The following is a 23,425-nucleotide window of genomic DNA, read 5'->3' on the forward strand; positions in this document are numbered from 1 at the left end:
ACCTCAGGATTGCAGGCTTAACTCCAGCGGCAAAACCTTTGTAAATCGCAGTTTGTCTTCTTCACAACTAACCAGAATCCTGTCTCCTTCTTTAAATACTCCTTTAAGAATAAGGTCCGAAAGCGGGTCTTCAATCAGTTTCTGAATGGCACGGCGTAATGGACGCGCTCCAAAGTTCGGATCGTAACCCTCGCGAGCAATTTTAGAGCGAGCTTCAGGAGTCAATTCAATCTCCATATTCTTTTCTTTCAATCGAGCCTCAGTCTCTTTCATTAAGATATCCACGATCTGCTCTATTTCATCTTGTTTCAAAGGTCTGAACACTATTACCTCGTCAATCCTGTTAAGGAATTCTGGAGGAAAGACCCTTTTAACCTCTTCCATAACCTTGTCTTTGATTTCCTGATAGCTAAGCCCTTCCTGTTTTTCACCAAAACCGATGCCCCTCTGCGATGCTATGAAACGAGCACCCAGATTAGAAGTCATTATTACAATGGTATTCTTAAAATCAACAGGCCTTCCTTGAGCATCGGTAAGTCTTCCTTCTTCCATGATTTGCAAGAGGATATTAAAAATCTCCGGGTTTGCCTTTTCTATCTCATCAAACAGGACAACGGAATAGGGACGACGACGTACCTTCTCAGTAAGTTGTCCTCCTTCTTCATATCCAACGTAACCTGGCGGTGAGCCAATCAACCTTGAAACGGTGAACTTTTCCATGTATTCTGACATATCAAGAGTTATCAGGGAGTCTTCCCTGCCGAAAAGGAACTCTGCTAAAGCTTTAGCCAGCTCTGTTTTGCCCACTCCCGAAGGTCCCAAGAAGAGGAAAGACCCAATAGGCCGACGAGGGTCTTTCAAGCCCGCTCGAGACCGCCGAACAGCTCTGCAAACCACCTTGACAGCCTCTTCCTGCCCTATAACCCTCTTGTGAATTTCTGCTTCCATATTCACCAATCTTTCTTTTTCTTCAGTAGCAAGCCTTACCACAGGTATACCAGTCCATACTGAAACCACTTCCGCTATGTCCTGTGCGAGAACCCGGGGTCTTAAAGCATCAATTTCTTCAAACCATTTTTCTTTCCGGCGATTGTATTCCTCCCTCAACCGTTCCTCCTCATCACGCAAACGAGCTGCTTCTTCAAAGTCCTGTTCACGAACCGCACATTCCTTGCTCTTGCGTACTTCATTTATTTTTTCCTCCAGTTCTTTAATGTCTTCAGGAAGCAGGGAAGTTCTTAGCCGAACCCGAGAGGAAGCTTCATCCATTACATCAATCGCCTTATCTGGCAAATAACGGTCCGCAATATATCGCTTAGAGAGTTTTACTGCTGCTTCAATGGCCTCATCGGTAATTTCCACCTTGTGATGTTCTTCGTAACGATCTTTTATTCCCCTGAGAATGTCCAAGGTAACCTCAAGAGAAGGTTCATCAACGTAAACTGGCTGAAACCTTCGCTCCAGAGCCGAATCTTTTTCAATGTACTTTCTGTATTCAACCAGCGTGGTTGCACCAATAGCTTGGAGCTCTCCCCGAGCAAGTGCTGGTTTAAGGATATTGGCAGCATCAATGGCTCCCTCTGCGGCTCCTGCTCCTACCAAAGTATGCACTTCATCTATGAAAAGAATAACTTCCTTGCTCTGAACAATTTCAGAGATAATTTTCTTTAACCTTTTTTCAAATTCACCGCGATACTTAGTCCCTGCCACTACTGCAGCAAGATCCAGAGCAACCACTCTTTTTCCTTTTAATACTTCGGGTATTTCTCCCTTAATAAGTTTTTGAGCCAGACCTTCCACAATGGCTGTCTTACCAACTCCTGGCTCTCCAATTAGTACTGGGTTGTTTTTGGTACGGCGGCTCAAAACCTGGATAACCCTTTCAATTTCCTTTTCCCGGCCTATCACCGGGTCAAGCTTTCCTTCTTCAGCCATACGGGTAAGGTCTCTGCTAAATTCATCAAGAACTGGTGTTCTGGTCTCCCTACGCGAAGGAGTATTCGAAAAATCTCTCTCCGCAGAAGAACTTTCATTCAAAATTTCGTAGAGCTTACTCCGAACTGTGTCTATGTCAAGCCCAAATCGCTTCAGAATCTGTGCTCCTACTCCACTTCCCTCTCGAAGAATGCCCAGAAGGATATGCTCGGTACCCACATAGTTATGGCCAAGCCTCCTGGTCTCATCAAGAGCGAGTTCTAAGACTCTTTTAGCACGGGGAGTAAAAGCCACTTCCTTAGTACCCTGGGTTTCAGAACGAGGAACCCAGTTTTCCAACTCTTTTCTGACCAGTTCCGCAGAAATATCAAAACTATCCAGAATCTTAGCTGCTATGCCTTCTCGCTCTCTAAGCAAACCGAGCAAAAGATGTTCTGTGCCAATATGGTCGTGTTTTAGACGTACTGCCTCATCCTGAGCAAGAATAATGACTTTTCTTGCTCGCTCAGTATACCTCTCAAACATACTGAATAATCCTCCCTCGTTTACTCCTCAAAAAACTCAGAATTGGCAAAAACTCCTTTCTACAGACTGCGTCAGTTTTCAATAGATTAAAACCCTCTGCTTCGACCATTATTCCTAACTGTTGCGCTAAAAAAAACAGAGAAGCATATTCCAGAAAGAAATCCGGTTTATCATCTTCAGAGCAAAGGGAATGAAGAAACCATATCCTATCCAGCAACTTTTTCTTGCGCCGGGTATCAGAAAGGAATGAAGCTCGAACTCCTCTTTCCCAACGACAAAGAGAACCGGAAAATTCCTTTACCATCTTCACCAGTTCCCCTTCACTCAATCCCAGCGTGAAATAATTAGAAATTTCAAAAACATGAGCAAGTATTTTTCCTCCACCACCAAACCCCCTAACGAGCACACCGTCTTTTTCTTTTAACCACTGATACAGTTTATCGACTCCATAAAGAAAAGAAATTGCAGGAAGATGCACTCTCACCACTACTTGCAAACCAGTCCCCGCCTGCTCAGGAAAAGCAGTCAGAAACCCAATCTTTTCATCGAAAGCAAACTCAAAATGCTTGCCAAACAAGCTCTCCAAACGATCAACTTTAAGAAAACAGGTATGGAGGTGGACGAGATCCTCAGTTTCAGCAAACATTCTGAAATGGTCCCAATAATTGACCAGGATTCCCTGGTCTCCTTTAAAGACCAGGACTTTATTCCTTGATGTATCATGTAAGGCAGGCATCACAAAAAGACTTTTTCTCCAACGCTTGCAAGCTTTTTCACTTTCTTTGTCCAGCCATAACCAGCTAAAACCTTTCTTTGTAAGGTGCTTTTCAAAAACTTTCCGAAACCTGCAAACAACCTCTTCCCTCCATATGTTGCTGGCACCTGAAGCAAAAGGATAACCAGCCAAATTACGCACGTATAGAACTCCTGCTTGCACGGCACAATCTTGCCATCCAAAGCGACTGGAATAACTCTTTTGAGAAAGCTTCAACGAAGAAAAAAAGCTCATTTTAATTTCGATTGCAAACGTTCCAAGACTTTTTTAAGGTAGTTAGCACGCTCATAATTTTCTTCAGAAACACACTTTTCAAAATCTGCCCTCAGTCTTTGAAAATTTTTCTCCAGCTTCTTTCGTCTAAGCCATAGATAAGGCTTTTTACCCACATGGTAAGAACCGCAAGCACGCAAGTACGGCTCCAACAAAGAATTGAAAGAAACATAACAGCGAGGGCAACCCAGAACACCGTTTCGCAAAAATTCCTCAAAGCTCATCTGGCAAAAATCGCACCTCTGAGAAGCAATGTCAAGAGTATATCCAGAAACGGGGACATCAGAAGATTCACACGAGTTAGCATTAGTAAAGTAGGCAACCGAGACCTTATAAGCACAATTCTTGCATAAGAACAGTTTTTTTCTCACTTTCTTATGGTTAACCACATAAATAGCTATGGAGGCTTCGAAACGGCCACAAAGACTACACTTCATCTTCTCTCCATCCCAAAACCCGAAGCAACATTTCTCTCAAAATATGTGACCTCAACACATTTTTTTCTGCAACCAGGTTGCCATCACTTTCCCCAAAACCAGAAAGAGCATTAATTGTCGCTGCTTTCATAAGCGCTGCCTCTCGTCCTGTAATATATCCTTCCCTTTTCAGTAATTCCACCAAATCCTCCACTTCCGCTTCCCGCAAACCTCTGTCTCTCTCTTCCACATACCTGATGATTGGTTCCAACCGATCCAGGGTAATCCGTTTTATGCGCACATAGCCACTACCTCCACGCCTACTCTCTACTATGAAACCACGTGCAACGCTAAAACGAGTTGCCAGCACGTAATTAATCTGAGAAGGCGCGCATTCAAACTCGATAGCAAGCTTACCTCGTTGAACAACGATTGCCTGATCAGGTGAACTCTCTATCATTTTCATTAAGTACTTCTCGATTGTGTCACAAAGAGACCTCATTCGCGATCCCTCTTAACATATTTATGCTTATTGACTATTCCTGACCTTCCAATACCATTATACCTAACTTCTCCAAACTGTCAACCCAAGCGTGTCCGCAAGAGTGGAAAAAGAATCACTTCGCGAATAGAAGGAGAATCAGTCAGAATCATTACCAAACGGTCTATACCTATTCCAAGACCTCCGGTAGGAGGCATACCATACTCCAGTGCTTCTATATAGTCCTCATCGATGAAGTGCGCTTCCATGTCACCAGCTTCCCTTTTCAAAAGCTGTTGCTCAAATCTTTTTCGTTGTTCAAAAGGATCATTTAACTCACTGTAGGCATTACCCAACTCTTCTCGAGCAATGAAGAGTTCAAAACGCTCGGCAATTCTCGGATCGCTGGCTTTAGCTTTAGCAAGGGGAGAGATTTCGACCGGATAATCCAGCACAAAAGTGGGGTGAATCAATTCAGGTTGCACAACTTTTTCCAAAAACTCGTTAACAAATTTACCTCTATCCCATTTATCGTCGAAAGCAATTTGCAACTCCTGTGCTTTGCCTCTAAGTTCATCAAGGGAGGCTTCAAGCACATCAATTCCCAACTTTTCCCTCAAAAAATCAATCAAATAAATTCTTTGCCAGGGCGGAGTAAAATCAACTTTCAGGCCCTGATAAACAATTTCATAACTTCCGGTGAGCTTTAAAACCAGAGCGGAAAGCAACTCTTCACAAAGTTCCATCATACCCTGATAATCGCTATAGGCCTCATAAAGCTCGAGCATGGTAAATTCCGGGTTATGACGAGTAGAAATACCTTCGTTACGGAAGTTACGGTTAATCTCGTAAACTTTTTCAAATCCTCCCACGACCAACCTCTTTAAAAATAATTCAGGTGCAATGCGCAAATAAAGTTCCATTTGAAGAGCATTATGAAAAGTCTTAAAAGGACGCGCAAGCGCACCACCCGGAATAACTTGCATCATAGGGGTTTCCACTTCCAGAAAACCTTTCTGATCAAGGAAAGTTCGAATTTCTTTCAAAATTCTGGAACGGGTAAAAAACACCTGGCGGGTCTTTTCGTTCATAATCAAGTCCAGATATCTTTTGCGGTAACGAACTTCCACGTCTTTAAGGCCATGCCACTTTTCGGGAAGAGGACGCAAGCATTTGCTAAGTAACACAAGATCCTTGGCCAGAACAGTAAGTTCCCCAGCACGGGTTTTAAATACGGGACCTCTCACCCCTACCAGGTCTCCCACATCCAGTTTGCTGAACAAGAGATATTTTTCCTCTCCCAAAACATCCTTTTTGGCATAAATCTGAATTCTACCGCTTGAATCTTGCAGATCAAAAAATGCTGCCTTCCCATGACGCCTGAGCGCCATTATTCTCCCCGCAACGCCAACTTCTATATCTTTGTCCAGAAAATCAGTTTCTCGCTCCTTTACCTCAGTAACAGAGTGAGTCCGTAAAAAACGACCATTGTAAGGATCCAGACCCTTTTCTCTAAAAAAGTCAATTTTTTCGACTCTTTCAAGATATGATTGATCCTTATTCTCTCCTGCAGAAGCCAAAGGGTTATTCCCCCCTTTTCTTAATATCCAGAATCTGGTATCTGACTACGCCAGCCGGCACTTTTAGTTCCACTATGTCACCTCGTTTCTTGCCAAGAAGGGCCTGCGCAAGTGGTGACTCAAAAGAAATCTTTTTCTCCGAAGGGTTAGCTTCCACTGAATCAACTATGGTATAGTCAGTCTCAGTGCCCCGATTAAGGTTTTTCAGAAAAACTCTTACCCCAAGATGCACCTTTTCAACATCTTCCTCCGTATCCTCAACAATAATTGCTCTCTGTAACTTTTCCTCAAGCGCAAGTATTCTTCCTTCTATAAAAGCCTGCTCGTTCTTTGCTTCTTCATACTCCGCGTTTTCACTCAAGTCTCCAAAAGAGAGAGCGTGCTGAATCTTTTCAGCTACCTCCTTGCGTTTCACAGACTTGAGAAACTTCAGTTCTTCCTCAAGTTTTTCATAACCCTTACGGGTCAGGATAACTTTCCCATCACTAATTTTCTTTTCCATTACCTTACGCCCCCTAAAACGGCTTATCAACTTTCAGAATACCATATAGAAAGCCTTCCTCATTGTCAAGAGATAGTCTCAGTTTCCAGCAAAGCGTTGACGCCAGACATTTATAAGAAAAGCACCAGCATAGCCGCAAAAAAACCCAAAGGCAACCCCCGAAAAAACAAGAAGGGGTAAATACAGGAATATGGCCCTGCTCTCTATGTACGAAAAGGCTACCAAAAGCTGAACGAGGTTATGAACCACTGCTGAAATAACACTGAGAACAGTAACCGAATGCATTTTCTTTGAAAGAACGCAAAGAGCCAGAAAACTGCTAAGTCCTCCACTCGCACTCAAAAAGAAACCAACATTTAAAAAAGTGCCTCCCAAAAGATTACCCGCCAGTATACGGAGCAACAAAACTAATAGGGCATCCCGAGGACCAACTGTAAAAAATATGAATAAGGTAACAATATTAGCCAATCCCACTTTTGCTCCTGGTACAGGAAGCAAAGGAGAAAAACTACCTTCCAGGATATGCAGTGCAATGGCGATACCGGTGAAGATGCCCAAATAAACTACTTTTCCACTATTCCAGGAACTCATTTCCAATAAAACACAAACCAAATTTACTTCGACTATTATCGCACAAAACTTCTTGAAAAACTTAAGCCGAGTTTTCAAATTCGATTTTCCCAACCCAAATCAAGTGGTAAAATTTTTTATCCAGCAAAGAATGAATAATTCTCCCTGAAGGAGGAAAAGATGCTCATTGCTTTTCTTTCGGACTGGGGACTAAAAAGCTATTACGTAGGAGTATGCAAAGCAGTTATACATTCCATCAACCCGGGAGCGAAGGTCATCGATCTCACCCACGAGATTGAACCCTTCTGTGTTCGAGAGGCAATGCACGTGCTTTACAGAGCATACAGAGACTTTCCACCTCGAACAGTTTTTCTGACGGTTGTCGATCATGGTGTAGGCACTGAAAGAAAAGCAATAGCTTTCTCCACCCAGAGCGACTACTTCTTTGTGGGTCCAGATAATGGGTTATTCACCCTTGTCGCAGAAGAGGATACCATCATTGAGATAAGGGAGCTTGCCAACGCCAATCTGTTTTACAAAAAGCGACCCTCGACCAGCTTTCACGGAAGAGATATTTTTGCCCCCTGCGCCGCATTCCTAAGCAAAGGTATGCCCCTTGAAAACCTTGGACCTCCTCTTCCAGAAATTACCTCGCTCGATTACCAGAAACCACGACTTGAAAAAGGTAAAATCACTGGTGAAATTGCCTTTTTTGACCGCTTTGGCAATATAGAAACCAATATTCCAGAAACCTGGCTTTCTACTCAAAAAGGACTAAAGTTTTACCAGAAATTGCCGATATATATAAGTGGTGAAATATACACAGTACACTATGCACCAACTTACGGTAGCATTCCTCAAGGTGAAATCCTAATACACGGAGATAGTTCGGGTTTTCTGGAAATAGCCGTCAATCAAGGAAACGCGCGAGAAAGGTTGAAGGCAGAAGCAGGGTCTTTAGTGGAAATTCAAATCCCTCAAATAGAGGGAAAAATAAAAAAACTGGGAAGGGGTGAAAATTTATGAAACCGAAAATCATTACAGGTTTATTAATGGCAGTGTTACTTCTCCTGATATTCAGCCTCACAACGTACGCAGAAACGACCCTTATAGAAGGAACACTGTATGGTGACCAGGAAATTGCTACTGATGCTCAACTTCTGGGTATAATACAGGGCAATGTAACTGTTAAAGCAAGCATCACACTACAGGTTGACGGGATCGTGACAGGCTCCATAACTGTAGAGTCTGGTGCTAACCTGATTATAAATGGAGTCGTCCACGGTGATGTAACACTTTTAGAAGGCGCTACAGCAATAGTTAACGGAATTATAAACGGTAATATCTATAACCAGAGTGGCAATACCCTCGAAATCAACGGTATCGTCAAGGGAGAAATTTACTGATTTTGGCAGTGAAACTAGCAGTAAACCAGGGACAACCCCAGGGTTTTTTACCAAAGTTTAGAGGGCAGAAAGGGTTTTCCTTCATTGAAATTGTAATAGTTATAGCCGTTCTTGCATTAAGTGTTACTTCTTTTTCTCTATTATTCTGGAATAACGTTGTCACCAAAACAGCTAACGAAAACCTGATAGCCGCAAGCGCTGTAGCTGAAAACGTTTTAGAACATGTCAAAAAGGTAAGCATTGACAACTTTTCTGCCCTCACAAGTTTTATTGAAAATAACGACAACGGCAACAACGATATCAATGACGAAGCTGGAATCTTGGAACTCAATTTAAATTCAAGTTCTTTTCTGAACACTTTTTATCAAGATGAAAGTGGGCTTCTATCCGAGACCTTAGCCACTCTTCCAAGCGCGGGTGAACTCTCATACATACATTTAGAAATTAAAGAAACAAATGAAATTAACGGAAATATAGAAAAGGTGCTTGTAAAAGCCACAATCAGATGGACAGAAATCGCAAGGCCCCAGTCCAGCGAAAAAACGCGACAGTACACTTTGGTTAGTTACATTTCCCGATACGGAGTGGGAAGTTTCCTCTAACCAACTTTAAACACTGCCCTTTAAGGAAGGTGAAAAGTATTTTTTCTTTGGGAAACGAAAGAGGGGCTACGCTGCTTGAACTTGTCATAGCTATTATGATTACAGCTTTGATTTTGGGAACCTTATATTTATTTTTTGGATTCCTGAATAGAGAAGGAAAAAGCCAAATAAATGAGCAAATACTGGCTGACAGGATTAACCTTTTCCTGTCTGCAATCTCAAAGGACTTTCGAACCGCAAAAAGAGTACAACTCATCGATTCTAACCAAATAACCATAGAAACCGTAGATGGTCGAGTTAACACTTACAAATTCCTCGATGATCGGATCCTCAAAAATGGAACAGAAGTTGTTAGCAAATTAGTAAGTACCGCATTTTCTCTTGAGAAAAGAAGTCCTTCAGGAAATATCCCTTACTCCTACTATTCAAAGCTTAATATTTCTCTTTCTACTTCCACTAAAGAATTCAAAATATCCGTGATGAGACGGAACCCTCCCGAAGGCAATGAATAAAATGGAGGTTGGTGAGATCCGTGCTGCCTGAACGTGGTTCAGTAATTATTGTTGTTGTGACTCTGGTAACGATCGTTTCTACAATAATATTTGCAGCTTCTACCTTGATTATTTCGGGTAATAAGAATGCTTCCAGGTTAACATCGCTGAAACAGGCTCACTACGTTGCTGAAGCAGGGATCGAAAACACCATATCAAATCCTATATACCTGCGGGACGCCTTACGCGATGGTCAGGTAAACATAGGGCAATCCATAGTAGAAACTGATATTGATGGAAAAACAGGTAGATATCAAGTAACTTTAACTAAAAGCTCCGAAAACACTATTGAAGCGAGGTCAACCGGATATATAGAAAACCCCGAGAGCGGAAACACAATATCACACAAAACTATAATATGCGACTTGCAATTAAAGCCTGGCTCTTTTTACGACCTGACTCTGGGCAATGCAATTACTACTGAAGAAAACATAGACTCTGGAAAAGTATATATCAGGCTTGACGAAGGCGTGAGTTCTGACCTGCAACCCGACGTTTACTGTGGAGGAGATATAATCACCATTAGTGGTAATATACCTGGTTCAGTAATAGCCGAAGGCGAGGTGCAAATTGGTAACACAGCTAATATATCAGGAAATGTAATAGCCAAAGGTTCCATAACCTTAGCAAATGGAGTAAAAGTTGGGAGCAACGTTATTTCATGGGAAGCAGTATACATTAGCAATCAAGTAGAAATTAGCGGAGATATAGTCGCTGGTTTAAATAACACTGGGGAGACTGGTACGCTGGTGAATATTGGCAATCAGAGCCATGTTGGAGACATATACACACCTGATGGAGAAAATCAAGTGGCAATTTCCACAAACTCTACTTGTGGATCAATTTTCACTTTAAGTGACACTAAATATGATGGATATCTTTTCCCCAGCGAAGGTTTGCCCCAGATTGATGAAGAAACAAAAAATCTGTGGATCAAACAAGCAAAAAGCGATGATATTATTTATCCTGAAGGACTAACAGTGGGAAATGGCGAAACTTATACCATAGACGGGAATGCTTATATAAATGGAAATCTTCTTGTGGATAATAACGCAACTTTACTGGTAAAGGAGGGCTCTATTATTTATGTAACCGGCTATATCACTATAGAAAATAATGCTGTGGTTGAAACTATTGAAGCTGATGGAGATCCCAACACCAAAAGAGCTTCTTCCTTCATCACTGAAAACTATTTTGACATATTAAACAACGCCATCCCGGAAAATATCTCCCTGGTTGCCTTAGGAGAGGCAACATCGTCTTTCAAGAATAATTCAGTCAACACCGGTGCCATATTTGTTCCTAACGGCACCTTAGAGGTGAAAAACAATGCTATAGTTCACGGCGGAGTATTTGCAAAAAAAACTATAATTGGCAACAACGCGGAAATATATTTCAATCCTATGAAAGTACTATCCATACCACCTGTTGGAACCAGTAATGAAATTCTCAGGCTACTTGAATGGAGAGAAAATTAAAAACAATCCCGGTAAATAAACGAAGACCTCGCCTCCACCAACTCTTTAATCTGACCAGCAATGCGGTCCAGGGCTCCAGGCGGACCCATCCGTTCGCGTCCAATCCGGCTCATTTTAGCTCTCTTTTCAGGATCATTAAGAAGGCACAAAAGACCTCTTTTAATAGTTTCTGCCTCTGGTGGCACTATTCTTACAGCTTCTCCCAAAATTTTCTTTTGGGACTTTTTTTCCTTACCACCCACCGCCAGCACGGGAATTCCCAAACCCGCACATATCTGGTGTGCAGTACCTCCAAAACCGACTACCAAATCTGCTCCTTTCGCCACACTGGCAACCGGCCCACAAAAAATTCTTACTGGCACGCCTTTCTTCCAAAAACAATCCCCGTCGCAATACCAATCAGGTGCGAAAGCAACCAGCTCCTCCAAACTCTGATTCGGAGCTTTTACCAGAACCCATTCAACAGAGGCTTCTTGAGAAACCAGAAAAACAGCCTCAAGAAGCACGGAAAGTTTTTCAAGCTGCTGATTCCTGCTGCCAGGCAAAATAACTACCCGAAAGCCATCTTTCTTTCGCCAGAAAAAGCCCTGTTCACAGAAAGAATCTCCACCAAGGTCCATAATGGGATCGCCCACATAAACAGCTTGGGGGAGAAAACTCGAAAGAGCCCGATAGGTTTCCTCATCTTTGGTCCATATTAGTTGGGTGCATTTTTTCAAAATGTTTTTTTCAAAAATGGAAAAGGGCCTCGTACGCACCGTCCTCCCCACAAGTAAAAGAAACACTCTCCTTTTCAATCCCCAAAAAACCAGATAGGCCAGAAACACGTCCCCAACACACAAAGATAACCAAATCTTTTCCTTAATTTCGCTCAAAAGCCTTATTTGTTTTTTGAGCTGATCAACGAGCCCCGCCTTAAGATCTCTGAAGAAATTTAAAACCCCGTACTTGGCAAGTCCCTCGCTGGGCAAACTGGGGAAAGAAGCAACGATTTCTACGTTTCTTTCTAAATAGGCAATCCCCTTCCCCACCAAAGGCAAGGCCTTCACCGGGATTTCGCCTTCTAAGACTTCGCGAAGTTTATCAGAAAGAAGTGCCCCGATATTATCTTCACCATGACCGTTGGAAATAATCAACAAATGTCTTTCACTATCTTTCATCTTGACCAAGAGATGCTAAAGATTCATAAACTTCTATCAGGGAAAGATAACATTGTTTGAAAACCGGGTATAGCCTTTCATAAACCTGGGACTCTTCCTCCTTGGGAAGGAAACAATCTTTAATTTCAAGCAAATCTCTCACAGCCTCAATCCCTGGAAAAATACCTATCCCTACACCCCCAACTATAGCTGCACCCAAGGAAGTAGCTTCTTCAATCAGTGCTGGCCGCAAAACTTCCATCCCAAACATGCTGGCAAGTAACGAGGCCCAGAAATCCCCCTTTGCACCACCTCCGATAATCCGCATGCTATCTATTTGAATCCCTTGTTCCCTGAAAGCATCAAGAATAATCCTTAAGTTAAAACTCACTCCTTCAAGAACCGCTCTGACAAGGTGTGCCTTGCGATGACGAGGAGTTAGACCTATAAAAGCTCCTCGAGCATGGGGATTCCACCAGGGAGCTCGCTCACCCATAAGATACGGCAAAAAAAGCAGCTTTTCAGAACCCGGAGGTACTCGCCGAGCTTCCAGGTTCATTATTTCATAAGGGCTTATTCCCCATTCCGCAGATAATTGTTTTTCTCTATCACACAAAGTATCCCGACACCACTGGTAAGAAGCACCAGCAGCTTGCATGGTTCCAGTAGGCATGTAAAGACCAGGGATCAAATGATGAAATGTAAAAGTCCTTTTCTGGGGGTCGTAGATAGGCTCACGAGAAGCAAGTGCAATCCAGGAAGAAGATCCAAGATACGCGTAAGCCTGGCCTTCCTGAACCACACCCGCTCCACAAGCTGCGCAAGAACCGTCGCCCCCACCAATGACCACCGGGGTTCCCGGCAAAAGTCCAATTTCCCGAGAAGCCTCGCTGGTTATTTCACCAATTACCTCTGTGGAAGGAAAAACCGGTGGTAGTTTCTCTAAGGGCAACTCCACTGCTTCCAGAATTTCTTCTGACCAATCCTCTTTCTTAAGGTCAAACATGTTGGTCCCTGAAGCATCCGAAAAATCGGTAGCCCAGCGACCAGTGAGTTTAAAGACTACATAATCTTTAGCCAGAAGAAACTTATGTGCCTTACGGTAAATGTCGGGCAAATTGTTGCGTATCCACAAGATTTTAGCCAGCGAATAGTTAGGGCTTAAGCGATGCCCGGTTATCTCGTATATGGTATTTTCACTAATTCGCCTTTTAACCCACTCTACCTCGTTAACACTCCTGCGGTCTGCCCAGATGAGGATGCGATATAGAGGATTCCCATCCTCATCCACAGGTAAAGCGCCCATCATCTGGCCTGAAAAGGTAACTACCCCAATATCTTGTGGTCCAAACTTGCCTTGCGAGAGTAACTTCTGCGTAGAGCACACAACAGCTTTCCAGTAATCACGAGGGTCTTGCTCCACAGAGAGCGAGTCAGGAAAATACGTTTCATACTGATATACGGTGCTTGCCAGACACTTTCCCTCTGAATCAAAAATACTTGCCTTGTCACCAGTTGTACCCAAATCATGGGCGAGTATCAGTTTTGACATTCTCCTCTTTTCCCTCCTCTTCGTCGCTTTCCACAATCAATCTTAAGGTAATAATCCGCTTACCCCGCATTCTTTCCACCTTAAGCAAATATCTACCAATTTTGACCACTTCCCCCTCTTCAGGTACCTTGTCCAGGAGTTCCATCACCAGGCCACCAACAGATTCGAACTCCTCGCTCTCCGGTATGTCAAGACCCAAAAGTTCGTTTAACTCCTCTATTTGAATGGAAGCATCTACCAGATACTCATTTTCACCAACTTTACGGTAGGGAGCAGCTTCTCGGTCGTGTTCATCGCGTATCTCACCAACCAGCTCTTCAAGAAGGTCCTCAATGGTAACCAGACCTGCTGTACCTCCATACTCATCAAGAACAATCGCCATATGTACTCTCCGACGTTGCATCTCACGCAGAAGTTCTATAACTTTCTTGGTAGCCGGAACAAAGTAAACCGGGCGCAATATTTCCTTAACTTTTTTGTCCAGCATACCCTCTTCATAAAGCACCAGAATATCTTTAATATGAACAAATCCCACAATGTGGTCGATGTCTTCACGAAAAACCGGTATTCTCGAATAGTGATTCTTTCTAAAAACCTCCAGAACGTCTTTAACGGTAGCTTCTTCATCAACAGCAACAATGTCGGTTCGAGGGGTCATCACTTCATAAGCCATGGTGTCACCAAAGTCAAAAACCTCATTAATTAACTGCCTTTCTTCGGGTGGAAGTGCCTTTTGTTCTGAGAGAAATATTTTGAGCTCCTCCTCGGTAACCAACCCTATTTTATCCTGACTTATCCCCAAAAACTTGGAAATAGAGTCAGTAAAAAAGGAAAGAACAACAATCACCGGGCGAAAAACCAGCGAGAGAGCTTCAATGGGCCGAGCAACTAAAAAGGAAATTCGTTCCGGATTAGCAAGTGCAATTCTTTTAGGAACTAACTCTCCTAAAACCAGAGTAATAAAAGAAATAATCACCGTAACCAGAACAAAAGCTATTTCCTTGCCAGCAGTTTCCAGAAGGGGCAAACCACTTTTTTCGAGTTTTTCTCCCAAATCCTGGGCCAGAGATATCGCTCCAGTAGCACTGGCAAAAAACCCAGCCAGCGTAACACCTACCTGGATGGTTGCCAGAAACTCGCTTGGTTTTTGCAACAAGCGTTCCACAGACCTGGTAGCACCCGCTTTTTTCTCCCCTAAGGTGCGTAACATGGTCTTGCGAACCGAAATAATGGCAATTTCGGAAGCCGCAAAAAAAGCATTGATGGCGATCAAAATGAGAATAAGAAAAATCATACCCAAATATTCCATTTTTTACTCCTCAGGCCTCCTCTAAAAATTAAGAACTAAACGCGTGCAAATAGAGCAAATCTTCCATACCTGGTACTTTTCTGGATAAAAATTTAAAAATCCTTGCAAAAGCCACCCTTACCAAACAAAGCACTGTTACCCCTTGCTCACAAATCCTGCTATTTCCACGTCATACATTATAACAGGCATCTCCGCAAGACAAGGACGCATTAATCGCCACCTAAAAATTGCAACGCCAGCAGAGCATATATCATACTGGCTGTAACAATTTGCGAGGTAGAAACAAACTCATTGGCAGAATGGGCCTCAACAATTCTACCGGGACCAAAGATAACGGTGGGAATACCTGCGTTAAACAGGAAAGACGCCTCGCAAGAAGCAGGAAAGGGAGCAAAAATGGGAATCTCTCCAGGAATTTGAGAAATAGACCGTGCAAGCACATCAACTGCCGGAAGATCCCGGGACACCTTAGCCGGAGGTAAATGAGGCACCGTTTGAGAAATCCGATACGAAAAAGGCGAATTAGAACGATTTTTGACCTCAACAACAATATCCTGAAGCAGTTTTTCCATACTTTCTAAAGAAAAATTAGGCAGTGTTCTAACGTCCACTTCAAAGCTACATTGTTCGGGCACCACGTTGGGCGAAACCCCACCTTCAACCAAACCTACCATAAGACTCGGGCAACCCAGGTCGGGGTCAGCATGTTTTTTAAGCAACTCATTCTTGCTCTCGATGTCTTTAATTACCGAAGCAGCAATGTAAATCGCATTAACACCCTCCTCAGCTAATCCAGCATGTGAAGCCTTACCCTCCACAGTAACTCGATAAGCAGCGACACCTCTGTGACCAAGACTTATGTTTAAACCAGTTGGTTCGCCAACCACCGCAAAATCCACAACTTCGTTGCTACTGAGATAACTCTCAAGCCATTTCTTCATGCCCAAATTGTCGCGTTCCTCATCCACCACAAAAAGTAATTTTAAGCTACCATAGAGCTGAGAAGCAAAAAGTGAAACTGTATAAGCAGCATACATCATAGCTGCAAGCGCACCTTTCATGTCGCATGCACCACGCCCATAGAGTTTGTCTCCAACAATCTGCCCTCCCAAAGGAGGATAAGTCCATCCACTACCAACAGGAACGGTGTCCATATGACCGTTGAAAAGCAACGTTGGTCCCTCTCCAAGTGTCCCTTTTACCTCGGCAATAACGTTAGCGCGGTTCTTTTCTACTTCCTGCCACTCCACAGTGATTTTTCGATCTATAAAATAATTGGCAATAAACCTGGAAATCTCTTCTTCACCAGTTTCACCAGAAACACTGGGGATGCGAACTAGCTGTTGAGCAAGTTCAATAGGCTCAAAAATATCAAACTCACTGTCCAGAACAGCTTTCCAATCCAAAGTTTACAAGACCTCCACTATTGGAGATAGCGACTACCTCTTTTTTGAAGCTCTACTTTTTGCTTGCACAAGGGACATTCCTCTGCCGAATAGGTCTTAACTTCCATCTGCAAAAGCGGAAAGAAGGGGTAATCAAAATAAACTTTTCCCCCACTCCGATCAACCAGAACACTAATAGCTACAATGTTTCCCTTTGCTGCTTCTACGGCCCTCACAACTTCTTGCAGAGACCCCCCAGTGGTAACTACATCCTCCACTATCAAAACTTTTTCCCCTTCACGAATTTGAAAATCCCGTCTGAAGCACATTTTTCCTTCTTCTCGCTCCGTAAACGCCATTCGCACGCCCAGCTGGCGAGCAACTTCATAAGCTAACACAATACCCCCTACTGCAGGGCCCACTACCAGTTCAATCGTTTCTCTATTACCAAGGCGTTGAATAATCTCCTGTGCCAGAACTTCAACATAACGGGGAAACTGCAAAAGACGAAATTTTTCTATATACACGGGGCTATGAAGTCCCGAAGTGAGCAGGAAATGTCCTTCCAAAAAAGCCCCCGCTTCCTTAAAAAGATTCAGTATTTCTCTTTCTTCCAACTTGTTCACCTCACCTTTCCAATGATAGCTTCTAATGAAGGAATTCCTTTCTGGTCCAAATATTCCTCTATGCCTCTAAGAATCCGCTGAGCAGCATCGGGGTAAATCAGGTTTACAGTTCCCAGTCCAATCGCTCTTGCACCAATTAGCAGAAATTCCAAAGCATCCTTCCAGCAAACAATACCTCCCATGCCAATTACTGGCAAACGAGTCACACTAACTATATCATATACCAGTTTCAAAGCCAGGGGTTTAATGGCTGGTCCAGAAAAGCCAGCTACCCTTCTCGAAAAAACAAAACGCTGTTCATCCACATTCACGGCCAGACCAGGGAAAGAATTGGTAGCACTCACAAAATCTATACCTTCCCTTTCGAGAATCTGAAGGGCTCTCTCCAGGTCAAAAATTTGAGGACCAAGTTTAGCAATTATCTTTCTTGTAAAAGAATGCCTGACTTTCCCCACCAGCTCTTCAAAAACTTTTTCCTGCAGAGCAAAACTTACACCCCCCTTCTCCACATTGGGACAGGAAAGATTGAGTTCGATAGCTGTAACTCGCTCTACCGCATCCAGATTTCTGGCTAAAAGCACATATTCTTTAACATTTTTACCCCAGATATTGACAAATAAAGGGGTTTCAATAGTCTCGAAAAACGGGAGATCCTCACGGAGGAAACTTTCAAGTCCTTTATTTTCAAGACCGATTGAATTGAGAACCCCTGCATATACTTCATGTATCCGAGGAGGGGGATTGCCCTGCCAGGGTTCCATACTCAACCCCTTCACAGTAATTGCTCCCACCATTTCCAGGTTAATAAATTTAGCGAGTTCCCTCCCATATCCGCAGGTTCCCGAAGCTAACACCACAGGGTTTTTTAAGCACAGGTCTCCCACGTGTACTGAAAGGTCTACCATGCCACTTCCCCCAGCGCTATAATCGGTCCTTCCTTGCAAACATGTAAATATCCTTCTCCATTCTTTTTCTTAACCACGCAACTCAAACACAACCCATAACCACATCCCATAAGCGCCTCAAAAGAAGCTTCGATCGGCAGACCTGCAAACTCAGCATCCACCGCTATTGAGCGTAGCAACTCATGAGGTCCACAAACATAAATTTTGGAAAAAGAGTTCTGCCTTAGTTGCATCCTGGCAACATCGAGCACTGTTCCACAAAAAACCTTTTCATCTTTTTCTTCGCAAGCCACAGCAACGTTCCAGTTCTTCCCTTCCAAAAGTTGCAATAACTCCAATTCCTCTTTCACCTTAAAACCAACACAGAAAACAAAGGGTAAACTCCTCTTAAAAAGAGCATGAGCCAGAAAATAGATCGGGACCAACCCTCGTCCTCCAGCAACCAGGAGAAAGGGTCCGTTATCACTCCAGGAAAAAGAATTCCCCAGAGGACCGATTACATCCAACCAATTTCCACAGTCCAGATCCCTTAAAATACCAGTACCTCTCCCTACCACCTTAAAAAGCAGGGCAAAATGTTCATCCTCCGCCCATAGTATGCCCAAAGGCCTGCGCAATAGCGGATCCCAACCTTCGCCTGCTTTTACCATAACGAACTGCCCCGGCGAAGCCAGCGAAGCAATGACAGGTTCTCGCAAAACGAAATAAACATAATCCTCACCCAACTCTCTTTTCTCCACAATCCTGGCTTCACTCATCGTTGAAGTTCCCTAAACCTCTCCTGATAATCAATGCTCTTTGTTCTGACCAATCTCTCGAAGCCTCTGCCATCCAATTTTCCACTCTCGCGATAGGCAAAAAGCACTCCTCTAGAAACATTGACCAGTGCACCCATCCCATCATCACGAAAAGCAAACCGTAATGTCTCCAGCCCACCACCCTGGGCACCCACCCCAGGGATCAGAAAGAGCAAAGAAGGAAATTCTGCCCTCAGCATTCTCAAATCCTCCGGATAGGTAGCACCCACCACTATGCCTGCCGAACTGAAGCCTGAATCCCCAATCATTTTTTCGCCCATGCGCTCTACTAAGCGGGCAACTTTAAAATAAACCTTTTCTTCTCTCCCTTCATCCTGTAGGAAAGGAGCCGAAGGATTGGTGGTACGACACACTACAAACAGCCCCTTGTTAACCTTTTTGGCTTCTTCAAAAAAAGGCGTAAGTCCATCTTCACCAAAGTAAGGATTGACAGTCAAAGCATCTACATCCCAGAAAGAAGGAATACTTCTTTCCAGAGGATATTCTATCCCCGAAAGATATGCTCTGGCATAGCAGGCAGCCGTGCTGGCAATATCGTTACGCTTACCATCGAGTATTACCGTAAGCCCTTTTTCTCTGGCACGATCAACCAGATTTTTCAGAACCATCAAACCAGGAACTCCCAACAATTCATAAAAAGCCATTTGAAACTTCACAAATCCAACGATATCATGTATAGCTTCAATAACCAGTTCTCCAAACTCCATGACGCAATAAGCAAGCGCCTGCAAATTATTGCCTCTTTCTCGCAACCACTTCTCAAGAAGATAAGGAGGCAACAACTCAAGATGGGGATCCATGCCCACTACCAGAGGTCCCTTCATTTCGACAACTTTGCAAACTTGGTCAGCAAAATTCATGGCTCTAAAATGCTCCTCTCTCTCATAAGAATTTTACCACCTACAATAGTGTACACTGGCCATCCACGGAGAGACCAGCCATTAAAAGGACAATTTCTGCCCTGAGATTCAAAGTTTTCAATATTGACTTCCCATTCCGTTTCCGGATCGACAACAGTCACATCGGCTTCGGCTCCTTCAGCAAGAAAACCTTTTTCCGGCATACCCAAAACTTGCATAGGATTCAAGCTCATCCTTTTCCACAAACCAACCCAATCCAAAACACCTTCATCAACCAGAGCTTTAACGTAAAGCGGAAAGGCTATCTCCAGGTTTGAAATACCAAATGCTGCCTCAGAAAAAACCATCTCTTTACTTTTCCCTTTATGAGGAGCATGATCAGAAGCAAGAACCGTTATCACACCGTCTCGAATGCCTTCTTTAAGAGCTTCAACATCACGCTTTTCACGCAAAGGTGGTTTTACCTTGGCAAAAACTCCCTCTCGGTCCACAGCTTCTTCGGTCAACAAGAGATGATGAGGAGTTACATCAGCACTTATCAATGCTTTATCCCTAAACCAGCGCAGTAACTCGACAGCAAAATAAGTTGACACATGGGTGAAGTGGACTCTGGCCCCAGTATAATAGCTAATCACGAGATCTCTGGCTATCAAAGAATCTTCAGCAACCCGGGGAATGCCCTTCAAACCCCTGCGGAAAGCAACTGCTCCTTCGTGAATTTGTCCTTCCCCGCTTACCGAGATGTCTTCCTCGTGGAGGATGAAAGGAACATCAAAATATTTCGCGTACATCAAGGCTAAATACAGAAGATGAGAATCCATCACGCTTTTACCATCATCGCTGAACGCAACAGCACCTGCTTGCTTCAAAAGCCCTATTTCACTCATCTTTTGTCCCTCAAGCCCTCTGGTTATTGCACCAGCAGGATAAACATTTACGAGTCCTATTTCTCGACACCGGTAACCAAGATAGCGCACGACTAAAGGCTCATCGAGAGGGGGATTGGTATTAGGCATAACCACAATAGTTGTAAAGCCACCCTTTAAAGCAGCGCGCATCTCGGCAAGTAAACCGTCTCCCCCAGCACTGTTTTCAAGCTCCCGAAAATGGACATGCATATTGACCAATCCCGGTCCAACCAAAAAACCAGAAGCATCGATAACGTATGCCTGTGGATCCTGAATTCCCCGATCTATTCGCACAATGCGGTTGTCTTCAATTAACAGGTCTCTATCAGCCAAAACACCCTTATCCACCAGAACCAGAGTTCCTCTTTTAATAAGAATCCGCTTCATCTCAGTCACTCCCTATCAAACTATCCAGAACAGCCATCCTCACAGCAAGACCACAGGTAACCTGTTCTTGAATAAGAGAAAACGGTGCTTCAACAAGTTCAGAAGCAATTTCCACTCCTCGGTTAACTGGACCGGGATGCATAAGCACAAAACTATTTCTTATCAATTGCATAACTTTGCTATCGAAACCGTAAAAAATCGAATACTCTTTGAGACTTGGAAAATAACCTGCTTCCTGCCGTTCACGCTGGATGCGTAAAAGATACACGATATCCACGTCTTGAACTGCTTGTTCCACAGGGAAAACAATTTCGGCTCCCACTTCTTCAATGCTCCGAGGAACCAACGTAGTGGGACCTGACACCACCACCGAGTTGCCTAATTTAACAAGACCTACACACAGAGAACGAGCAACCCTGCTATGGGTTATATCTCCCACAATAGCTACTCTGAGGCCAGAAACTTTTCCAAATTGTCTTTTGATGGTCAACAAATCAAGAAGCGCTTGGGTAGGATGTTCTCTAATTCCATCTCCAGCATTTACAATGTGAAAGGGTAAAAAACCGGCAAAATAAAGTGGTAAACCACTTTCCCGATGGCGAACTACCAGAATGTCCACTTTCATCTGAGAAAGCGTCAATACCGTGTCTCTCAGGTTCTCACCTTTTTGAACACTGCTGAGCGAAGTGGAAAAATTTATAACCTCCATTCCTAAAAGTTTTGCAGCTATCTCAAAAGAGACCCGGGTTCTGGTGCTCGGCTCGAAAAAAAGATTGACCAGAAAATAACCCTTAAGATTGGCCAAACGCTTGGGAGACTTTTCCAAAAAATTTCTGAAATCATTTGCTTTCTCCAGGAGATAAAATATTTCCTCTTTTGAAAGATCACTAATTCCTAAAAGGTGTCTGTGGGCCCATTTCAAGTCATTCACCCCCAAAACTATAAAAAAAGTCCATTTTCCCTCGCCTCAGGAAAATGGACTTTCGAATAAATCCGTATGTAAAAAAATCTACCACCCTTTAACCCCTCAGGTAAAATAACCATAAAAAGCTCTGGATGTCAATGGCAAATCAAAAAGTGGATTTTCACCGGAAAATGTGCTGCAACAGCAACCCTTACCAGAACCAAGCCAACAAAAACGAAAGACACCAACAAACTTATTGACGCAACAAAATTGCTGATATACTATTTTAAGGGAGCAAAGTTTAAGGAGGGTTTTGATGAATTTGCTTTTCCCAAAGTTTTCGCTGCGTTCTTTACCAATAGGTGGCTTCACGCCAAAATCCCCAAGGGTGAACCCAAATGCACTCTCATCCAAACTATCCAAGTAGCCCCAAAACCATAAATATAGAAAGGGAGGTGAAAAAGGGGAATATTTTATCCTCTGTTTAATAGTATTCATAAAAACCAAAAAGGAGGGAGCTAAACCGTGAAACGAGTGTGGAGAAACGGATTGCCAGTTGTTATAGTGGTGTTGTTTCTGTTTGTAACCTTCTGGGCATTCGCCCAGGAAGGTAAGCCTGCAGAAGGTATGTACTTCAGGTTTGTCACCCATGGTGGGGATGACCCATTCTGGGCAGTAGTGCAGAAAGGAGCTGCTGACGCAGCAAAAGAGTTGGGTTGTAAAGTTGATTTTGACCTCTGTGGCGGAGATTTGGCCTTACAGCAAAAAAGATTTCAGGAAGCAGTTGCCCTGAAACCAGACGGTATCGCCCTGGTTATCAACGACGATACTGCCTGGGATAAACCTGTAGAAGAAGCACTGGCCCAGGGCATCCCTGTAATTGGCATCAACAATGATGACTCTGAAGGAGCCAGAGGGAACAAAAGGCTCTGTTATATAGGACAAAGCGAAAAGGCGGCTGCTTACCGCTTGGCAGTAAAGCTCTTTGAAGAAGCAAAGGCAAAAGGTATAGACCTTTCCAAAGCGCACGTGGCAATGGCAGCCGAAGTGCCGGGAGCTAATTACGCTAAAATCCGCGCAAGCGGAGTTCTGGAAGCCATGAAAGAGTACGGTATCACCTCTTACGAAATCATAGATGCTGGGGGATTGGAAATGACCACCGTAGAATCAAGAGAAACATCCTACCTCCTGGCACACCCTGAAACCACTTTCCTTATTGGATTGGGCGGCATTTGTACAGACCGCTTAACTGCCTCCTTAAAAGCAGCGGGCCTTGAACCTGGCGAGATAATTGCTGGAGGCTTTGATACCACACCAGACACCCTGAACGGGATTCGTGAAGGTTACATAACTGCCACCATAGACCAGCAGCAGTACCTGCAGGGGTATTTTGGAGTGTATGTACTGTACCTCTACAACAAATACGGTTTCACTCCCAACATCGATACCGGAGGTTATCTGGTAGATTCTCCCGAAAAAATATCCTTGATTGAAAAACTTTCGCCACTTCATATTCGGTAAAAAAACACAGGGGGGTG

23 protein-coding genes are annotated in these 23,425 nt (G+C 43.5%); 6 read left to right on the top strand and 17 right to left on the bottom strand.

The features are described 5' to 3' along the window. Window positions 1-3 precede the first annotated feature (3 nt). The 7 genes from ACKTT1_RS07075 to ACKTT1_RS07105 form a co-directional block, all read right to left on the bottom strand. Window positions 4-2,460: an ATP-dependent Clp protease ATP-binding subunit gene (locus ACKTT1_RS07075; protein ID WP_412709077.1), complete on the bottom strand. Its 2,457-nt coding sequence runs from the start codon at window positions 2,458-2,460 to the stop codon at window positions 4-6. Then, window positions 2,453-3,469: a hypothetical protein gene (locus tag ACKTT1_RS07080; protein ID WP_412709078.1), complete on the bottom strand. Its 1,017-nt coding sequence runs from the start codon at window positions 3,467-3,469 to the stop codon at window positions 2,453-2,455. The genes ACKTT1_RS07075 and ACKTT1_RS07080 overlap by 8 nt, the downstream gene beginning before the upstream one ends. Then, a complete protein-coding gene (locus ACKTT1_RS07085) occupies window positions 3,466-3,945 on the bottom strand; it encodes a hypothetical protein (protein ID WP_412709079.1) in 480 nt (159 codons plus the stop codon). The genes ACKTT1_RS07080 and ACKTT1_RS07085 overlap by 4 nt, the downstream gene beginning before the upstream one ends. Then, window positions 3,935-4,426 (bottom strand): CtsR family transcriptional regulator, encoded by a 492-nt coding sequence (locus tag ACKTT1_RS07090; RefSeq protein WP_369018990.1) that lies wholly within the window; start codon window positions 4,424-4,426, stop codon window positions 3,935-3,937. The genes ACKTT1_RS07085 and ACKTT1_RS07090 overlap by 11 nt, the downstream gene beginning before the upstream one ends. Window positions 4,427-4,506: 80 nt before the next feature. After that, entirely contained in the window at window positions 4,507-5,985 is a 1,479-nt protein-coding gene (gene lysS / locus ACKTT1_RS07095; protein ID WP_412709080.1) for a lysine--tRNA ligase, read from the bottom strand. A gap of 4 nt (window positions 5,986-5,989) precedes the next feature. Then, complete coding sequence (gene greA, locus ACKTT1_RS07100) at window positions 5,990-6,487, bottom strand: transcription elongation factor GreA (protein WP_369018988.1); 498 nt, start codon at window positions 6,485-6,487, stop codon at window positions 5,990-5,992. Window positions 6,488-6,565: 78 nt separating this feature from the next. Then, a complete protein-coding gene (locus ACKTT1_RS07105) occupies window positions 6,566-7,078 on the bottom strand; it encodes a Gx transporter family protein (protein WP_412709081.1) in 513 nt (170 codons plus the stop codon). 159 nt (window positions 7,079-7,237) lie between these two features. Here ACKTT1_RS07105 and ACKTT1_RS07110 point away from each other — a divergent pair, with 159 nt between their 5' ends. The 5 genes from ACKTT1_RS07110 to ACKTT1_RS07130 are packed head-to-tail and all read left to right on the top strand — an operon-like array spanning window position 7,238 to window position 11,094. Continuing rightward, window positions 7,238-8,083: an S-adenosyl-l-methionine hydroxide adenosyltransferase family protein gene (locus ACKTT1_RS07110; RefSeq protein ID WP_412709082.1), complete on the top strand. Its 846-nt coding sequence runs from the start codon at window positions 7,238-7,240 to the stop codon at window positions 8,081-8,083. Further along, a complete protein-coding gene (locus tag ACKTT1_RS07115; RefSeq protein ID WP_412709083.1) occupies window positions 8,080-8,463 on the top strand; it encodes a polymer-forming cytoskeletal protein in 384 nt (127 codons plus the stop codon). The genes ACKTT1_RS07110 and ACKTT1_RS07115 overlap by 4 nt, the downstream gene beginning before the upstream one ends. An 8-nt stretch (window positions 8,464-8,471) precedes the next feature. After that, a complete protein-coding gene (locus ACKTT1_RS07120; RefSeq protein ID WP_412709084.1) occupies window positions 8,472-9,065 on the top strand; it encodes a prepilin-type N-terminal cleavage/methylation domain-containing protein in 594 nt (197 codons plus the stop codon). 29 nt (window positions 9,066-9,094) lie between these two features. Beyond that, window positions 9,095-9,577, top strand: a complete 483-nt coding sequence (locus ACKTT1_RS07125) for a type II secretion system protein J (protein ID WP_412709085.1) — start codon at window positions 9,095-9,097, stop codon at window positions 9,575-9,577. Window positions 9,578-9,597: 20 nt separating this feature from the next. After that, the gene (locus ACKTT1_RS07130) at window positions 9,598-11,094 is read left to right on the top strand and encodes a hypothetical protein (RefSeq protein ID WP_412709086.1); all 1,497 of its coding nucleotides are present in this window, start codon (window positions 9,598-9,600) and stop codon (window positions 11,092-11,094) included. Here ACKTT1_RS07130 and ACKTT1_RS07135 read toward each other — a convergent pair. From ACKTT1_RS07135 to ACKTT1_RS07180, 10 genes are all read right to left on the bottom strand, one after another. Continuing rightward, complete coding sequence (locus tag ACKTT1_RS07135) at window positions 11,091-12,254, bottom strand: hypothetical protein (protein ID WP_412709087.1); 1,164 nt, start codon at window positions 12,252-12,254, stop codon at window positions 11,091-11,093. The two genes, ACKTT1_RS07130 and ACKTT1_RS07135, sit on opposite strands and share 4 nt — an antisense overlap. After that, window positions 12,244-13,785 (bottom strand): xylulokinase, encoded by a 1,542-nt coding sequence (gene xylB / locus ACKTT1_RS07140; RefSeq protein WP_412709088.1) that lies wholly within the window; start codon window positions 13,783-13,785, stop codon window positions 12,244-12,246. Before xylB ends, ACKTT1_RS07135 begins: the two co-directional genes overlap by 11 nt. Then, window positions 13,760-15,094 (bottom strand): hemolysin family protein, encoded by a 1,335-nt coding sequence (locus ACKTT1_RS07145; RefSeq protein ID WP_412709089.1) that lies wholly within the window; start codon window positions 15,092-15,094, stop codon window positions 13,760-13,762. The genes xylB and ACKTT1_RS07145 overlap by 26 nt, the downstream gene beginning before the upstream one ends. Window positions 15,095-15,303: 209 nt before the next feature. Continuing rightward, window positions 15,304-16,500: a M20 family metallopeptidase gene (locus ACKTT1_RS07150; RefSeq protein WP_412709090.1), complete on the bottom strand. Its 1,197-nt coding sequence runs from the start codon at window positions 16,498-16,500 to the stop codon at window positions 15,304-15,306. Window positions 16,501-16,517: 17 nt separating this feature from the next. Continuing rightward, window positions 16,518-17,096 (bottom strand): orotate phosphoribosyltransferase, encoded by a 579-nt coding sequence (gene pyrE / locus ACKTT1_RS07155; RefSeq protein WP_412709091.1) that lies wholly within the window; start codon window positions 17,094-17,096, stop codon window positions 16,518-16,520. 5 nt (window positions 17,097-17,101) lie between these two features. Further along, window positions 17,102-18,010 (bottom strand): dihydroorotate dehydrogenase, encoded by a 909-nt coding sequence (locus tag ACKTT1_RS07160; RefSeq protein WP_412709092.1) that lies wholly within the window; start codon window positions 18,008-18,010, stop codon window positions 17,102-17,104. Continuing rightward, window positions 18,004-18,768: a hypothetical protein gene (locus tag ACKTT1_RS07165; RefSeq protein WP_412709093.1), complete on the bottom strand. Its 765-nt coding sequence runs from the start codon at window positions 18,766-18,768 to the stop codon at window positions 18,004-18,006. Before ACKTT1_RS07165 ends, ACKTT1_RS07160 begins: the two co-directional genes overlap by 7 nt. Continuing rightward, window positions 18,765-19,688, bottom strand: a complete 924-nt coding sequence (pyrF, locus tag ACKTT1_RS07170) for an orotidine-5'-phosphate decarboxylase (protein ID WP_412709094.1) — start codon at window positions 19,686-19,688, stop codon at window positions 18,765-18,767. Before pyrF ends, ACKTT1_RS07165 begins: the two co-directional genes overlap by 4 nt. Continuing rightward, window positions 19,685-20,983, bottom strand: a complete 1,299-nt coding sequence (locus tag ACKTT1_RS07175) for a dihydroorotase (protein ID WP_412709095.1) — start codon at window positions 20,981-20,983, stop codon at window positions 19,685-19,687. The genes pyrF and ACKTT1_RS07175 overlap by 4 nt, the downstream gene beginning before the upstream one ends. A 1-nt stretch (window position 20,984) precedes the next feature. Beyond that, the gene (locus ACKTT1_RS07180) at window positions 20,985-21,905 is read right to left on the bottom strand and encodes an aspartate carbamoyltransferase catalytic subunit (RefSeq protein ID WP_412709096.1); all 921 of its coding nucleotides are present in this window, start codon (window positions 21,903-21,905) and stop codon (window positions 20,985-20,987) included. A gap of 507 nt (window positions 21,906-22,412) precedes the next feature. Here ACKTT1_RS07180 and ACKTT1_RS07185 point away from each other — a divergent pair. Continuing rightward, window positions 22,413-23,408 (top strand): substrate-binding domain-containing protein, encoded by a 996-nt coding sequence (locus ACKTT1_RS07185; RefSeq protein WP_369018970.1) that lies wholly within the window; start codon window positions 22,413-22,415, stop codon window positions 23,406-23,408. The last annotated feature ends 17 nt before the right edge of the window (window positions 23,409-23,425 follow it).

It is taken from the genome of Atrimonas thermophila (assembly GCF_045864955.1).
Taxonomy (GTDB): domain Bacteria; phylum Atribacterota; class Atribacteria; order Atribacterales; family Thermatribacteraceae; genus Thermatribacter; species Thermatribacter velox.

Excerpts from the sequence above, each read along its gene's own strand:
- ACKTT1_RS07135 (WP_412709087.1), bottom strand. The coding sequence starts at position 12,254 with ATGAAAGATAGTGAAAGACATTTGTTGATTATTTCCAACGGTCATGGT.
- ACKTT1_RS07145 (WP_412709089.1), bottom strand. The coding sequence starts at position 15,094 with ATGGAATATTTGGGTATGATTTTTCTTATTCTCATTTTGATCGCCATC.
- ACKTT1_RS07160 (WP_412709092.1), bottom strand. The coding sequence starts at position 18,010 with ATGGTAGACCTTTCAGTACACGTGGGAGACCTGTGCTTAAAAAACCCT.
- xylB (WP_412709088.1), bottom strand. The coding sequence starts at position 13,785 with ATGTCAAAACTGATACTCGCCCATGATTTGGGTACAACTGGTGACAAG.
- ACKTT1_RS07105 (WP_412709081.1), bottom strand. The coding sequence starts at position 7,078 with ATGAGTTCCTGGAATAGTGGAAAAGTAGTTTATTTGGGCATCTTCACC.
- ACKTT1_RS07075 (WP_412709077.1), bottom strand. The coding sequence starts at position 2,460 with ATGTTTGAGAGGTATACTGAGCGAGCAAGAAAAGTCATTATTCTTGCT.
- ACKTT1_RS07165 (WP_412709093.1), bottom strand. The coding sequence starts at position 18,768 with ATGAGTGAAGCCAGGATTGTGGAGAAAAGAGAGTTGGGTGAGGATTAT.
- ACKTT1_RS07110 (WP_412709082.1), top strand. The coding sequence starts at position 7,238 with ATGCTCATTGCTTTTCTTTCGGACTGGGGACTAAAAAGCTATTACGTA.
- greA (WP_369018988.1), bottom strand. The coding sequence starts at position 6,487 with ATGGAAAAGAAAATTAGTGATGGGAAAGTTATCCTGACCCGTAAGGGT.
- ACKTT1_RS07080 (WP_412709078.1), bottom strand. The coding sequence starts at position 3,469 with ATGAGCTTTTTTTCTTCGTTGAAGCTTTCTCAAAAGAGTTATTCCAGT.
- ACKTT1_RS07090 (WP_369018990.1), bottom strand. The coding sequence starts at position 4,426 with ATGAGGTCTCTTTGTGACACAATCGAGAAGTACTTAATGAAAATGATA.
- pyrF (WP_412709094.1), bottom strand. The coding sequence starts at position 19,688 with ATGAATTTTGCTGACCAAGTTTGCAAAGTTGTCGAAATGAAGGGACCT.
- ACKTT1_RS07175 (WP_412709095.1), bottom strand. The coding sequence starts at position 20,983 with ATGAAGCGGATTCTTATTAAAAGAGGAACTCTGGTTCTGGTGGATAAG.
- ACKTT1_RS07085 (WP_412709079.1), bottom strand. The coding sequence starts at position 3,945 with ATGAAGTGTAGTCTTTGTGGCCGTTTCGAAGCCTCCATAGCTATTTAT.
- ACKTT1_RS07115 (WP_412709083.1), top strand. The coding sequence starts at position 8,080 with ATGAAACCGAAAATCATTACAGGTTTATTAATGGCAGTGTTACTTCTC.